The organism is Aeromonas sp. LsrichE-8G, assembly GCF_022869435.1.
GTDB classification, from domain to species: domain Bacteria; phylum Pseudomonadota; class Gammaproteobacteria; order Enterobacterales; family Aeromonadaceae; genus Aeromonas; species Aeromonas caviae.
This window is the reverse complement of sequence record NZ_JALIHH010000115.1, coordinates 93,426-106,897: the sequence shown is the minus strand read 5'-3', so window position 1 is coordinate 106,897 and position 13,472 is coordinate 93,426. Positions and strand designations below refer to the sequence as shown.

The window sequence follows — 13,472 nt, the reverse complement described above, 5'->3', positions numbered from 1 at the left end:
CGGAGGTTGGCGGAGTTGCGGGGCTGCATAGGCGTCATGTTCATAGAAAAACGCCCCAGGCCATCGAGACCCAGGGCGGTGAAGATATCAAAGACCCGTTTTCCGGTAAATCGCAATGCGGCTCCGCTTAAGTGAACAGCATTGCGGCAACGGCCGGGAATTAATCGGGGGGCCAGCCCCCCCAATCCACAGTCTTTAGTTGCCGGGTTCCGGCGTCACAGCCAGCCTTTTCTCTTGAAGAAGAGACCGGTGCCCAGCGATGACATCACCATCAGCACCAGGGAGAGGGGGTAGCCGTATTCCCAGGCGAGCTCCGGCATGCGGCCGAAGTTCATGCCGTAGATGCTGGCGATAAGGGTCGGCGGCAGGAAGATGACCGCGGCTACCGAGAAAATCTTGATCACCTTGTTCTGCTCCAGATTGGTCACCCCCATGGAGGCCTCCAGCTGGAAGTTGATCTTGTCGAACAGGAACTGGGTATGGGGCAGCAGGGATTCCACGTCGTGCAGCATCTCGTCGATCCACTTATTCTGCTCCCCCGTCATGCGCTGGCGCAGACTGCGTTTGAGAAAGCGCAGGGCGCGGCGGGTATCGTGCAGGGAGAGACGGATCTGGCCGTTGGCCTCTTCCTGGGCCATCAGCTCCTTGAGCATGGGGTTGATCTGGTCCGGCTCGAAGATCTGATCGGCGGTGTTCTCCAGGGTCTTGTAGCCATCCTCGATCAGGTCTGAGAGGTACTCCACCTTGAGGTTCTGCACCTCCAGCAGGATGTCGAGGGCGTCTTCGACCTCCAGCCTGTCCTGACGCATGTAGTGGCGCAGCAGACGCACCAGGCCGATGTCATCCTCGCGAATGCTGATCAGCAGGTTGTTGCGCAGGGTAAAAGAGACGTGCACACCCTTGGTGTCGCGACCGATGCGCTGGGGAAACAGGGAGTGGATGTGCAGACCGTCGGTGTCCCAGTAGAATCGGGCGGATGCCTCGATGTCATCGAGCTCCTCCTTGTCCGGCACCTCCTCCAGGAACAGGCCCGTCAACCATTCTCGCTCCGCTGTGTCCGGCTTGTAGGCATCCAGCCAGACGGTGTTGTCGGGAACGATGTCATCCGGCCCGAGCGTGACTATGTCCAGCACCTTGTTATTGAGAATGTAGGCGGTGATCATCTGTCCCCCCTTAAGAAGTCATGGGTAATCAGGGATGGTTGCACAGGTTCATGCGGCCTTAGATCGCACGGAAAGCGATCCCATGAAATAGCATAACGAGGCCGATGGACAACCTGAATGCGGCGAACTATACAGGGGCGGGACCCGCTTGTCAGGGCCTATTCATCAGGGGTTCAGCCTGTTCGCTCAAAAAAGCGGCGAGGTCGGATCAGCCGTGGCGACCCCGATGCGGGCGATCCCGGCGTCGCCTCCTTTGTTCGCCCTGGAGTGGAGGAGGGCCCGGGCTCACCGGCGGGAATGGCGGGTTTATGGTCGCCCTGCGACAGCCCCCGGCCAAGCGCAGGAAACGGTCTCCGGGCGGTGTTCCGGGGCGGCGTCTCCTTGTTATCTGCTCTGGTGTGCGTGGGCAAGCCTGTTACAGATTGGGGTAGTTGGGGCCCGAGCCGCCCTGGGGCGGCGTCCAGACGATATTCTGGCTGGGATCCTTGATGTCGCAGGTTTTGCAGTGAATGCAGTTGGCGGCGTTGATCTGCAGCCTTGGCAGGGTATCCCCATCAAGGATCTCGAACACCCCCGCCGGGCAGTAGCGCTGGGCGGGTTCGGCCCAGGTGGGCAGGTTGACCTCGACCGGAATGCGCGCGTCCTGAAGGGTCAGGTGACAGGGTTGATCCTCGTCGTGGCTGGTGCTGGCCAGATAGACAGACGAGAGCTTGTCGAAGCTGAGCTTGCCGTCGGGTTTGGGGTAGTCGATGGGCTGGCAACGGCTGGCCAGGCGCAGCTGGCGGTAATCCGGCTCCTTGTCCAGCAGAGTAAAAGGAGAGGTCAAGGCAAAGAGTCGCTGCTCCAGCCAGTTGAAGGCGCCGCCGAGCCAGGGGCCGAAGCGGTGCAGGGCGGCCCCAACGTTGCGGGCCCTCTTCAGCTCCCGGGTCAGCCAGCTTTGCAGCAGCGCGTCCTGAAACTCGGCCAGATCCCGTCCCCCTTCATCCCCTCCTCGCAGTGCCATGGCGACCGTCGCGGCCGCCACCATGCCGGACTTCATGGCGGTGTGGATCCCCTTGATGCGGGAGAAGTCCAGGGTGCCCGCGTCACAGCCGATGAGCAGGCCGCCGGGAAAGTGCATGCGCGGCAATGAGTGCCAGCCTCCCTTGGTGATGGCCCGTGCGCCGTAGCTGATGCGCTCGCCCCCCTGCAACGTTGCCGCGATGAGGGGGTGGTGCTTGAGACGCTGGAATTCGTCAAAGGGGCTAAGCCAGGGATTCTGGTAGTTGAGATCGACGATAAGGCCAACCGCCACCTGATCCTGGGCCAGATGATAGAGATAAAAGCCCCCCTGACTCTTGTTGCCCTTTCCCTCACCAAGGGGCCAGCCGCTGCCATGGAGCACCCGCCCAGGATGGGATTGTCCCGCAGGCACCTGCCACACCTCCTTGAAGCCGATGGCGTAATGCTGCGGCTGGGCGCTATTTTCCAGATGGAATCGGGCGATCAGCTGTTTGCCGAGGTGGCCGCGCGCCCCTTCGGCAAACAGGGTATAGCGGCCATACAGGGCCATGCCGGGCACGTGATCCGGCTTGGGGTTGCCCTCCTTGTCGAGGCCAAGATCGCCGGTCACCACCCCGCGTACCCGGCCCTCCTCCACGATGAGGGTGCTCGCCGCAAAGCCCGGGTAGATCTCGACACCGAGGGCCTCGGCCTGCTTGCCGAGCCAGCGGCAGAGGGTGCCGAGGCTGATGATGTGGCTGCCGTCGTTGTGCATGCGGGGTGGCACCGCCCAGTGGGGCAGCTGCAGGGAGCGGCTGTCGCTTTGCAGCAGATGGACCTGATCATCCGTCACCGGCACGCCGAGGGGGGCCTCCTGCCAGCTCTCTGGCAGCAGCTCCCTGAGGGCGACGGGATCGAGCAGGGCGCCGGAGATCAGGTGGGCGCCTATCTCGGCACCCTTCTCCAGCAGGCAGACCGAGAGGGCCGGGGCCTGCTGCTTCAATGCGATGGCGGCGCTCAGGCCTGCCGGGCCGCCACCGACGATGACGACATCAAATTCCATTGCTTCGCGTTCCATCTTGCCTCTGTGCTCGACTTGGCCTAGGGTAGTGCTGGTAGTTTACGTAAACGTAAACCGCTTTGTCAGCAGAAAAGTGAGTGACGACAAGGTGGACCCACACAACAGGTATGAGGGATGACCGCCATGAAGCTGCTGGTCGCAGTCAAACGGGTCGTTGATTACAACGTCAGGATCCGGGTCAAGGGGGATGGCTCCGATGTGGAGCTCGCCAATGTGAAGATGGGCATCAACCCGTTTTGTGAAATCGCGGTGGAGGAGGGGGTCAGGCTGCGGGAAGCCGGCGTGGCATCCGAGCTGGTGGTGGTGACCTTCGGCCCCGAGGCGGCGGCCGAGCAGTTGCGCCATGCCCTGGCGCTGGGGGCGGATCGGGCGTTGCACTATGTTACCGGCGAGACCCTGACCCCGCTCACCGTGGCCCGGGCCCTGCAAACGGTGTGCGGGCAGGAGCAGCCCGATCTGGTGCTGCTCGGCAAACAGTCCATCGATTCCGACAACAATCAGGTAGGGCAGATGTTCGCCGCCCTCAATGACTGGCCGCTTGCCACCTTCGCCTCCGCCATCAGGCTGGTGGAGGGGGAATTGCAGGTGACCCGCGAGATAGACGGTGGCCTCGAGACCCTCGGCATGGCGCTGCCCGCCGTGGTGACCGTGGACTTGCGCCTCAACGAGCCGCGCTTCGCCTCCCTCCCCAACATCATGAAGGCCAAGCGCAAGCCGCTGGAGAGCCAGCCGTTCGCCGCCCTCGGGGTGGTGCCGGCCGGCCAGACACGGCAGCTCGGAGTGATGGCGCCGCCGGTGCGCAGCGCCGGCATCAGGGTGGGCTCGGTGGACGAGCTGCTGGACAAGCTCAAGCACGAAGCCCGGGTGCTCTGATGGGCAGGGGCATGAGAGGGATGCCTCCCGCAGGCGTGAGCGCCATGCATGGGGCAACGGCCCCGGGGAGCAAGGGATCAATGGATGACATGAAGGTGCTGCCATGAGCGTACTTGTGATTGCGGAACATCATCAGGGGCGGATCGCCGACAACCTGGCTCAGCTGGTCACGGCGGCGGGGCGCCTGGGGGGCGAGGTGCATCTCTTGCTGCTGGGGCAGGGGCTGACGGAGGCGGGGGAGCAGGCCACCGCCCTCACGGGGGTAAACCGGGTGCTGCTGGCGGAACATCCCATGCTGGCGGAGGGGCTCAACGACGGGGTAGACAGACTGCTCGCCGAGGTGGCCAGGGACTACCAGCACTGCCTGATGGCGGCCAGCAGCCAGGGCAAGGATCTGCTGCCGCGGGTGGCGGCCAGGCTCGGAGTGGAGATGATCGCCGAGGTGACCGGCATCGAGGGGCCCGACACTTTCCTGCGTCCCATCTATGCGGGCAACGCCATCGCCCGGGTGGCGAGTAGCGCCCCCATCAAGGTGCTCACCGTGCGGCCCACCGCGTTCGCCAAGGCCGGGTCCGGGGAGGAGCGTGCCGTGATGGAATCGCTGCCGGTGGCCGAGGTGCGCTGCCGTACCCGGCTCATCGAGCGGCGTGCGGTGCGCTCCGCCAGACCCGAGCTCGGGGCGGCCCGGGTGGTGGTCTCCGGCGGGCGGGCACTCGGCTCGAAAGAGCACTTTGCCCTCATCGACGCCCTGGCGGACAAGCTGGGGGCTGCCGTCGGGGCATCGCGGGCCGCCGTGGATGCGGGTTATGTCTCCAACGACCTGCAGGTGGGGCAGACCGGCAAGGTGGTGGCCCCCGAGCTCTACATCGCGGTGGGCATCTCGGGCGCCATCCAGCATCTGGCGGGGATGAAGGAGTCCAAGGTGATCGTCGCCATCAACAAGGACGCGGAGGCCCCCATCTTCCAGGTGGCGGACTACGGTCTGGTGGGGGATCTCTTCACCCTGCTGCCGGAGCTCACCGCCAAGCTGTAAATTTGCCACAAAGGGGCGAAGAAAGCCGTCTGTGCTGTCTCGCCCCCGTTTCCATGCATATTCTCTGCAAGCCCTGGTCCGTTCAGGGCTTTTGTCTGATGAGTGCCCGGTGGCGCCGGGGCAAAAGGTTGCGCTGGATCCCAAAAAGCCTTTGCCCCCACGGGGGGCTGTCGTGTAAAAACGTTCGAGTCACCGATCACACACATCCATTCACGGAAAGCGTCATGAGCAAACAGATTTACAACTTCTGCGCCGGCCCCGCCATGTTGCCGGTTGAAGTCATGGAGCGCGCCCAGCGCGAATTTTGTAATTTCCAGGGGCTGGGAGCCTCGGTCATGGAGCTTTCCCATCGCGGCAAGCCCTATATGGCGGTCGCCGAGAAGGCCGAAGCGGACCTGCGCGACCTGCTGGCGGTGCCGGACAACTACAAGGTGCTCTTCATGCACGGCGGTGGCCGCGGCCAGTTCTCCGCCGTGCCCATGAACTTGCTGGGTGGCGCCAACAAGAAGGCGGATTACCTGGTGACCGGCGTCTGGGCCCAGAGCGCCGTGGATGAAGCCCAGAAATACGGTGACATCCAGACCTTCCAGGGGGTGGCCAAGAACGAGCAGGGGGTCTCCCACCTGCTGCCGACGCCGGCGTTTCGCGCCGATGCTGCCTATGTGCACTACTGCCCGAACGAAACCATCGATGGCATCGAGATGTTCGACATCCCGGCCACCGGCGATGTGCCCCTGGTGGCGGATCTCTCCTCCACCATCCTCTCCCGTCCCCTCGACGTGAGCCGCTTCGGCATCCTCTACGCCGGTGCTCAGAAGAACATAGGCCCCTCTGGTCTGGCCATCGCCATCGTGCGCGATGACCTGCTGAACCAGGCCCGTGCCGATGTGCCGTCCATCTTCGACTACCAGCTCACCGCCAAGAACGACTCCATGTTCAACACGCCCCCCACCTACGCCTGGTATCTGGCCGGTCTGGTGTTCGAGTGGCTCAAGGAGCAGGGTGGCCTGGCGGCGATGGAAGCACGCAACAAGGAGAAGGCCGACTTCCTCTACGGCTACCTCGATCAGTCGAACTTCTATGGCAACAAGGTGGATGTGGCCTGCCGCTCCCGCATGAACGTGCCCTTCCAGCTGAAGAACGAGGCCCTGGACAAGCTGTTCCTGGCGGAATCGGAAGCGGCCGGTCTGCTGGCCCTCAAGGGACACCGCATCGTCGGTGGCATGCGCGCCAGCCTCTACAACGCCATGCCCCTGGAAGGGGTCAAGGCCCTGGTCAGCTTTCTGGATGACTTTGCCAAACGCCACGGTTGAGGCGTGTCTCCCCATTGCCAGACGCCGGGGACTCCCCGGCGTCTGTTTTTCAGACCCATCCTGACCCAGGCGACCCTCTCCCGAGGTCGTGCCATTGTCGAACTTGCCGCGGGGGACGCGGGCTGTTAACGTCCGGTCAGGTGATTTAATTGAGATCGAACAGGAAGTCTATGAATTCGTTGCGTTTGGAACCCATTTCTAGCGTGGCCGGGGTGGTCAATCTGCCCGGCTCCAAGAGTGTCTCTAACCGGGCTCTGCTGCTGGCGGCCCTGGCCCGGGGCACCACCCGGCTGACCAACCTGCTCGACAGCGATGACATCCGCCACATGCTGGCGGCGCTGACCCAGCTCGGCGTCAAGTACAAGCTCTCCGCCGACAAGACCGAGTGCACCGTGCATGGTCTGGGTCGCAGCTTCGCGGTCTCGGCACCGGTCAACCTGTTCCTCGGCAATGCCGGTACTGCCATGCGCCCCCTGTGCGCCGCCCTGTGCCTGGGCTCCGGCGAGTACACCCTGGGCGGCGAGCCGCGCATGGAAGAGCGCCCCATCGGCCACCTGGTGGATGCCCTGCGCGAAGCGGGTGCCCACATCCAGTACCTGAAGAAAGATGGCTATCCGCCCCTGGTGGTGGATGCCAAGGGGCTCTGGGGTGGCGATGTCCACATCGACGGCTCCGTCTCCAGCCAGTTCCTGACGGCGTTTTTGATGGCGGCCCCCATGGCGGCCGGCGACACCCGCATCCACATCAAGGGGGAGCTGGTCTCCAAGCCCTACATCGACATCACCCTGCACATCATGAAGCAGTTCGGGGTGGTCATCGAGCACGATGACTACAAGGTGTTCTACATCAAGGGAAACCAGACCTATGTCAGCCCGGGGGACTTCCTGGTGGAAGGGGATGCCTCCAGCGCCTCCTACTTCCTCGCGGCGGGTGCCATCAAGGGCAAGGTGCGGGTTACCGGCATCGGCAAGCACAGCATCCAGGGGGACATCCACTTCGCCGACGTACTGGAGAAGATGGGGGCCCGCATCACCTGGGGCGATGACTTCATCGAGGCCGAGCAGGGGCCGTTGCACGGCATCGACATGGACATGAACCACATCCCGGATGCGGCCATGACCATCGCCACCACGGCGCTGTTTGCCGAGGGCACCACCACCATCCGCAACATCTACAACTGGCGGGTGAAGGAGACCGACCGCCTGCACGCCATGGCGACCGAGCTGCGCAAGCTGGGCGTGGAAGTGGAGGAGGGGCACGACTTCATCACCGTGATCCCGCCCGCACAGCTGACCCACGCGGCCATCGACACCTACAACGATCACCGCATCGCCATGTGCTTCTCTCTGGTGGCACTCTCCGATACGCCGGTCACCATCAATGATCCGGGTTGCACCTCCAAGACCTTCCCGGACTACTTCGACAAGCTGGCCAGCGTCAGTCAGGCCTGAGCCCTTTCGGCCCGCTTCGTGCGGGCCTTTTCATCTCTGCCCCCCGCTTTTTTCATGCCTCCTAGCAGCATTATGCAAACTTGCAAGGTGCGATAATAAAATTCCTTGCCGAAGAATGTAATTTTCTATTTACACCGGCCCTGCACAGGGCTAGATTGAGATCTCTTTATCGCAGTCATCTAGCAGGAAACTTGGTCATGCAGCATCAAACCGACGACGTTCGTATCAGTGAAATCAAAGAGTTATTGCCCCCGGTTGCGGTGCTTGAGAAGTTTCCGGCGACCGACACCGCCTCGGCCACCGTGTTTGAATCCCGTCAGGCCATCCACAACATCCTGGCCGGCGACGATGATCGCCTGCTGGTGGTGATCGGCCCCTGCTCCATCCACGATCCGGTCGCCGCCCTGGAATACGGCAAACGCCTCAAGGTGCTGCGCGACGAGCTGAAAGATCAGCTGGAGATCGTGATGCGGGTCTACTTCGAAAAACCCCGTACCACAGTGGGCTGGAAGGGGCTGATCAACGATCCCTACCTCGACAACAGCTGCCAGATCAATGACGGCCTGCGCCTGGGTCGCAAGCTCTTGCTGGATCTCAACGACATGGGGCTGCCGACCGCCTCCGAGTTCCTCGACATGATCACCCCGCAATACGTGGCGGATCTGATGAGCTGGGGTGCCATCGGCGCCCGTACTACCGAATCCCAGGTACACCGCGAGCTGGCCTCCGGTCTCTCCTGCCCGGTGGGCTTCAAGAACGGCACCGACGGCACCATCAAGGTGGCCATCGACGCCATCGGCGCCGCCAGCGCCCCGCACCACTTCCTGTCGGTGACCAAGTACGGCCACTCCGCCATCGTCTCGACCGCTGGCAACCCGGACTGTCACATCATCCTGCGCGGTGGCCGCGAGCCCAACTACAGCGCCCGTCACGTGGATGAGGTGGTGAGTGGTCTGGACAAGGCCGGTCTGCCCCAGAAAGTGATGATCGACTTCAGCCACGCCAACAGCAGCAAGCAGTTCAAGAACCAGATGCTGGTGGCCGAGGACGTGGCCGGTCAGCTGCGTGCCGGCAGCAAGGCGGTGTTCGGCGTCATGGTGGAGAGCCACCTGGTAGAAGGGCGCCAGGATCTGGTGGACGGGTGCGAGCTCACCTTCGGCCAGAGCATCACCGACGCCTGCATCGGCTGGGCCGATACCGAGGTGCTGCTGCGCAACCTGGCGGACGCCGTGGCCGCTCGCAACGCCCTCTGAGCCCAAGGCGCCCCGTTGGCGGGGCAATAAAAAAGCGCGACCCTGGGTCGCGCTTTTTGTTTGGCCATCTCTCGGCAGGTCGCGGTTTACTTGGCCCGCTCCTGGTGGCCGCGCAGGCGGATGTTGATCATCTCCACCACCAGCGAGAAGGCCATGGCGAAGTAGATGTAACCCTTGGGAATGTGCAGATCCAGCCCTTCGGCCATCAGCGCCACCCCGACCAGGATAAGGAAGGAGAGGGCCAGCATCTTGATGGTGGGGTGGGTATCGACGAAGTCGCCGATGGCCTTGGCGGCAAACATCATGACGCCGACGGCGATGATGATGGCCAGCACCATGACAGGGACATGATCCGCCATGCCCACGGCGGTGATGACGGAGTCCAGGCTGAAGATGATGTCGAGGATGGCGATCTGCACCAGGGTGGACAGGAAGCCCGCGGTCTTGCTCACCACACCCGCCTCTTCGGCAGCCCCTTCCAGGCTCTGGTGGATCTCGTGGGTGCTCTTGGCGATGAGGAACAGACCCCCCACCAGCAAGATGAGATCCCGTCCCGAGATGGCTTCCCCCAGCACGGTGAAGAGGGGCTCGGTGAGGCGCATCACCCAGGCCAGGGAGAGCAGCAGCAGGATGCGGGTGCCCATGGCGAGCCCCAGCCCCAGGATGCGCGCTTTCTGGCGCTGGGCTTCCGGCAGGCGACCCACCAGGATGGAGATGAAAATGATGTTGTCGATGCCGAGCACGATCTCGAGCAGGGTCAGGGTGGCGAGCGCGACCCAGGCGGAGGGGTCCGCAATCCATTCCAGCATGATTGAACCTTGGTTGAACAGTGATTGAGGTAGAAGCCGCGCATTTTAGCAGGGGGTCATGGCTTGTCCCAGTGGCGGGAAAAGATAAAAATGGCGGCGATCCAACAGGAGGGAAACATGTTTCGATTAGGGCTCATCATCAACCCCGTCGCCGGCATCGGCGGGGCCGTCGGTCTCAAGGGCAGTGACGGCATGGTCGCCGAGGCGCTGGCGCGCGGGGCCGTCCCCAAAGCCCGGGAGCGGGCCCGCCAGGCCCTGTTGCCCCTGTGCGAGCTGACCACCCCATTCGAGCTGCTGACGGTGGCCGAAGAGATGGGGGCCGACCTCGCCGCCGAGCTGGGGCTGCCCCATCGCATCGTCCATCGGCCTGCCGGGGCGCAGACGAGCGCCGAGGACACCCGGGCTGCCGCCCTGGCCCTGCGCGATGCCGGGGTGGATCTGCTGCTCTTCGCCGGTGGCGATGGCACCGCCCGTGACATCTGCGCGGCGGTGGGGGAGTCCTGCCATGTGCTAGGTATCCCGGCGGGGTGCAAGATCCACTCCGGGGTCTACGGGGTGACGCCGGCGGCGAGTGGCCGGGTGGCGGCCAGAATGATCGCAGGGGAGCTTCTGAGCCTGGTGGATGCGGAGGTGATGGACATCGACGAGGAGGCGTTTCGCGCCGGCAAGGTGCGCGCCCGCCACTACGGCCAGTTGCTGGTGCCCGGGGATCTGCGCTACGTGCAGGCGGTCAAGCAGGGGGGACGGGAGTCCGAGGAGCTGGTGCTCGCCGATCTTGCCGCCGGCGTGGTGGAGCAGATGGAGCCCGATACCCTCTACCTGATGGGGTCGGGGAGCACGGTGGCCGCCTGCATGGGGGAGCTGGGTCTGGAAAATACCTTGCTCGGTGTGGATCTGGTGGAAAATGGCCGGCTTATCGGGCAGGATCTCAGCGCCGCCGAGATCCTGACCCGGATCCGCGGCCGTCGCTGCCGTCTGATCATCACCCTGATCGGCGGTCAGGGACATCTGTTCGGGCGCGGAAATCAGCAATTGAGTCCAGACGTGATCCGGGCCGTCGGGCGCGAGCATATCCAGGTGCTCGCCACCAAAGCCAAGCTGGCGGCGCTAGAAGGCCGTCCGCTGCTGGTGGACACCGACGATCCGGCACTGAACCGGTCGTTGAGTGGTTATCTGCGCATAACCACGGGATACAAGGATCAGGTCATCTACCCGGTGGCCAACCCGGAATAGGACATCAAGGATGCGGCTGGCCTGGCGCCAGAGAGCCGCGATCAACCGGATCGCGGTTCCACTCCCCGAATTTTTTGCCGGCAACCCCGGAAATGAGGCTGCGTTAAATGACGATTCACGATTTTGAACACAAGTTGTTGGGACTGATCGACGCCATGGTCGCCACGGCCAGCGAAGACGAGCTGTTTGCGGGTGGCTATCTGCGAGGGCACATCTCCCTTGCGGTGGCGCGCGCCGAGCTGGAGGGCAAGACCCTGGTGCGGGACGTCAAGAGCTATGTGCTGCGCAGCCTGAACGAGGCCATCTTGCAGGGTGAGCTCTCCGAGCAGGACGAGGTGCTGGTGCAGGAGATGTGGAAGCGTCTGCAGGCCCAGGCGGAAGCTTGATCCCATTCGCAGTTCAAACACAAGTTTAAGTAATCTGCTTCCCTGAGTGTTATCAAAAGGTTAATAATGAGGCTCGCCTTTTGTTTCAGGGATTAAACCATGGCCTCCACCTCACGCATTGCCACCAGACTGCCGCTCGAGATGCTCTATCACTGGGAGCGGCAGTGTCCCGACCGAATCTATCTGCGTCAGACCATCCACCGCGAATACGTCGACTTCACCTGGGGTGAGGTTGCCGACGAGGCGCGGCGCATGGTGACGGCACTGCGCGCCCTGGGCCTGGTGCCCGGTGACAAGGTAGCGCTGCTCTCCAAGAACTGCGCCCAGTGGTTCATCGCCGATCTGGCGATGCAGATGGGGGGATACGTGAGCGTGCCCATCTACCCCACCGCCAACGTCGACACCATCGAATACGTGCTGCGCCACAGCGAAACCAGGGCGATCTTCGTCGGCAAGCTGGACGACTGGAAGAGCCAGGAGGCGGGGGTGCCCGGGGATCTGCTGCGTATCGCCTTGCCTTACGACACCATGCCGGCCGCCCACCAGTGGGACGATCTGCTGGCGCAATACGACCCCATCCCGGACAGCCCGGTGCAGGCGCCGGATGCCCTGCTGAGCCTGGTCTACACCTCCGGCAGCACCGGCAAGCCCAAGGGGGCCATGCTGAGCGTGGAGCGCTATGCCTGGTCCTGCGAGAAGCTGGTGGAGGCGGTCTCCCTCACCGCCGAGGATCGCGGCTTCTCCTACCTGCCCCTTGCCCACATCACCGAGCGGGTCTACATCTACGGCGGCAGCCTGTTCAGCGGTGCCACCATCGCCTTCCCCGAATCCCTCGACACCTTCATCGAGGACGTCAAGCGCTGCCGTCCCACCGTCTTCATCTCGGTGCCGCGGCTCTGGGCCATGTTCCGCATCAAGATCCACGAGAAGCTGCCCCAGAAAAAGCTGGCGCTGCTGCTCAAGATCCCCCTCGTCTCCAGCCTCATCAAGAGCAAGCTGCAAAAGGGGCTGGGGCTGGATCAGGCACGGGTGCTGGGCTGCGGCTCTGCGCCGGTGGCCCCGGCGCTGCTGGAGTGGTATCACAGCATCGGCATCCATATCACCGAGGCCTGGGGCATGACCGAGAACCACGCCTACTCCACCCTCAACTACCCGTTCCGGGCGGACAAGATAGGCACCGTCGGCAAGGCCGGGCCCGGGGTGACCATCAAGATCTCCGACGAGGGGGAGATCCTCTGTCGCTGCGACGGCATGATGGTGGGCTACTACAAGGATCCCGAGCACAGTGCAGAGGCCATCGACGCCGACGGCTGGCTGCACACCGGTGACATGGGCAAGCTGGACCGGGAGGGTTACCTCACCATCACCGGCCGCATGAAGGACGTCTTCAAGACCGCCAAGGGCAAGTACGTGGCCCCGGTGCCCATCGAGGGGATGCTCGGGCAGGAGCCCATCATCGAGCAGCTCTGCGTCATCGGCTACGGCATGCCGCAGCCGGTCGCCCTGGTGCAGCTCGCCGAGAGCGCCATGAAGGGGGACAAGGCCGGGGTGGAAGCCCAGCTGGAGGCCGCCCTCAACCGGGTCAACGACAAGCTGGAATCCCACGCTCGCCTGCGGGGCATCCTGGTGGTCAAGAGCCCCTGGAACATCGAGAACGGGGTGCTGACCCCCACCATGAAGATCCGCCGCCACCTGCTGGAACAAAAATACGCGGACATCGGCGAGCGCTGGTCCGGCAGCCAGCGCATCCTGTGGGAGTCCTGACAGGGGTCGGTGCCGCCATATGGGCCACATCAATGACAGTCGGGGGAGCCAGTGGCTCCCCCGCTGTATTTCAGGGGGAAGCAAGCCGACAGGGGGCGGGCGGGGCTGGGGCATTGACCCCTTCTCCGATGC

General features: G+C 63.7%; 11 protein-coding genes. 8 read left to right on the top strand and 3 right to left on the bottom strand.

The features are described 5' to 3' along the window. Positions 1 to 215: 215 nt before the first annotated feature. Positions 216 to 1,163 carry a magnesium/cobalt transporter CorA gene (corA, locus tag MUW49_RS16330; RefSeq protein WP_005301617.1) on the bottom strand — a complete coding sequence of 316 codons (948 nt, stop codon included), beginning with the start codon at positions 1,161 to 1,163 and terminating at the stop codon, positions 216 to 218. Positions 1,164 to 1,578: 415 nt separating this feature from the next. Beyond that, positions 1,579 to 3,222 carry an electron transfer flavoprotein-ubiquinone oxidoreductase gene (locus MUW49_RS16325; protein ID WP_244812974.1) on the bottom strand — a complete coding sequence of 548 codons (1,644 nt, stop codon included), beginning with the start codon at positions 3,220 to 3,222 and terminating at the stop codon, positions 1,579 to 1,581. Between the two features lie 126 nt (positions 3,223 to 3,348). Here MUW49_RS16325 and MUW49_RS16320 point away from each other — a divergent pair, with 126 nt between their 5' ends. From MUW49_RS16320 to aroG, 5 genes are all read left to right on the top strand, one after another. Further along, a complete protein-coding gene (locus tag MUW49_RS16320) occupies positions 3,349 to 4,098 on the top strand; it encodes an electron transfer flavoprotein subunit beta/FixA family protein (RefSeq protein ID WP_198497355.1) in 750 nt (249 codons plus the stop codon). 103 nt (positions 4,099 to 4,201) lie between these two features. Then, positions 4,202 to 5,131 (top strand): FAD-binding protein, encoded by a 930-nt coding sequence (locus tag MUW49_RS16315; RefSeq protein ID WP_139737098.1) that lies wholly within the window; start codon positions 4,202 to 4,204, stop codon positions 5,129 to 5,131. A 224-nt stretch (positions 5,132 to 5,355) separates the two neighbouring features. Further along, on the top strand, positions 5,356 to 6,444 hold the full coding sequence (serC, locus tag MUW49_RS16310; RefSeq protein ID WP_198497356.1) for a 3-phosphoserine/phosphohydroxythreonine transaminase: 1,089 nt from the start codon (positions 5,356 to 5,358) through the stop codon (positions 6,442 to 6,444). Positions 6,445 to 6,614: 170 nt separating this feature from the next. Further along, entirely contained in the window at positions 6,615 to 7,895 is a 1,281-nt protein-coding gene (aroA, locus tag MUW49_RS16305; protein ID WP_041212941.1) for a 3-phosphoshikimate 1-carboxyvinyltransferase, read from the top strand. Positions 7,896 to 8,092: 197 nt separating this feature from the next. Beyond that, entirely contained in the window at positions 8,093 to 9,148 is a 1,056-nt protein-coding gene (gene aroG, locus MUW49_RS16300) for a 3-deoxy-7-phosphoheptulonate synthase AroG (protein ID WP_041212942.1), read from the top strand. A gap of 86 nt (positions 9,149 to 9,234) precedes the next feature. Here the strand turns inward: aroG and MUW49_RS16295 are convergent, their stop codons facing one another. Next, positions 9,235 to 9,957, bottom strand: a complete 723-nt coding sequence (locus MUW49_RS16295) for a TerC family protein (protein ID WP_010674455.1) — start codon at positions 9,955 to 9,957, stop codon at positions 9,235 to 9,237. A 117-nt stretch (positions 9,958 to 10,074) separates the two neighbouring features. Between MUW49_RS16295 and MUW49_RS16290 the strand changes: the two genes are divergently transcribed. The 3 genes from MUW49_RS16290 (at position 10,075) to MUW49_RS16280 (ending at position 13,340) form a co-directional block, all read left to right on the top strand. Continuing rightward, a complete protein-coding gene (locus MUW49_RS16290; protein ID WP_069652588.1) occupies positions 10,075 to 11,190 on the top strand; it encodes an ATP-NAD kinase family protein in 1,116 nt (371 codons plus the stop codon). A gap of 107 nt (positions 11,191 to 11,297) precedes the next feature. Next, on the top strand, positions 11,298 to 11,576 hold the full coding sequence (locus MUW49_RS16285) for a YfcL family protein (protein WP_010674457.1): 279 nt from the start codon (positions 11,298 to 11,300) through the stop codon (positions 11,574 to 11,576). A 99-nt stretch (positions 11,577 to 11,675) separates the two neighbouring features. Next, positions 11,676 to 13,340 (top strand): AMP-binding protein, encoded by a 1,665-nt coding sequence (locus MUW49_RS16280; RefSeq protein ID WP_244812973.1) that lies wholly within the window; start codon positions 11,676 to 11,678, stop codon positions 13,338 to 13,340. Positions 13,341 to 13,472 lie beyond the last annotated feature (132 nt).